This window comes from Oleiphilus sp. HI0123, assembly GCF_001635315.1.
This window is the reverse complement of the sequence record NZ_LWGE01001801.1, coordinates 1-1,148: the sequence shown is the minus strand read 5'-3', so window position 1 is coordinate 1,148 and position 1,148 is coordinate 1. Positions and strand designations below refer to the sequence as shown.

The window sequence follows — 1,148 nt, the reverse complement described above, 5'->3', positions numbered from 1 at the left end:
CTCTGCAGCGGCTTGCCCTTCATAAGTACACTCTTGGCGAACGCCGATTATTGAGGCGGCTGCATCGAACCACCTGCCTGCACTGCTCGTAAAATGGTGCGTTCCATTCAGAATGAAATGACTAGTGAGCTCATTCTTGAGGCTATCTGCGTAAGCTTCGAATGCCTGTTCCCTACTTGTTTTTGCCAATAGATTTGCACCAGTTCGCCAGATTTCCCGTGTGGCGATATCGCCACCAGGAATCGCTATTTTCTCAAGGTGTCCGATACGTTCTATCTGCTTCGAGTCTACATAGAATAGCTCACCACCCCAGGCTTGATTATCGTCTCCCAGGCCATTTCCATCGAGTATTAAAGCAAGCGCGGGTAGTTTTGCTTGGCCTGTTTGTTCTGCGAGTAAGGATGTCAGGTGAGCGTGATGGTGTTGAACTTTTATTAGGGGCGAGTTGCTTTTCTGCGAGTTCTTTTCAGCGAAGTGAGTACTTACATAATCTGGGTGAAGGTCTGCGCAGTATTGATCAATCCTATTGCCAAAAAGGTGTTGATAATGCGCGATGTTAGTCTGGAAACGCAGGTAGTTTTCTGGCTTGTCTAACTCGCCATGATAGGGCGATATATAGGCTTTATAGCCTTGAGTTAAGCAAAAGGTATTCTTTAAATGGGCCCCGCACGCAAGAGTGTGTGCTTGCCGATCTGCCAAAGCTATCGAGGCGGGAACTAGCCCACGAGAGCGTCTGATTAGTGCTTTGGGCTCACCTGCTTGGATTACTGAATCATCTGAAGGCGCGACAATATCCCGGTTGTTTAGCAAAGCGTAGTCAGCTAAGGAGGCAAGTCGCTCGATACACTTGTCGTTGTCATAAACTATGGGTTCATCAGGAAGGTTGGCGCTGGTCACGAGTAGTTGATAGTTTTGTGCTTCTTCAAGCCAATTTATTCCTTTTGGCCTGCCAAGCAGGGCATGAAAAATTAGATAATGAAGCGGGGTATAAGGCAACATGCAGCCCAAGTCACTTAGGTTCGGTGCGAGCCAATCTTCCTCTTCTTGCTTAGAGTCAGGCTTTAAACTTCTTTTCTTAGGCAGAAGTACAATCGGTGCGTGAGAAGAATTCAGCTCGTGAAGGCTTGCTCTGTCTAGCTCGACTATGG

Annotated in this window: 1 protein-coding gene; it reads right to left on the bottom strand. The window is 47.6% G+C overall.

Features of this window, described 5'->3' with window-relative positions:
* A partial coding sequence (locus A3761_RS24265; RefSeq protein ID WP_197473235.1) for a Sua5/YciO/YrdC/YwlC family protein occupies window positions 1-1,148 on the bottom strand: 1,148 nt, incomplete at both ends.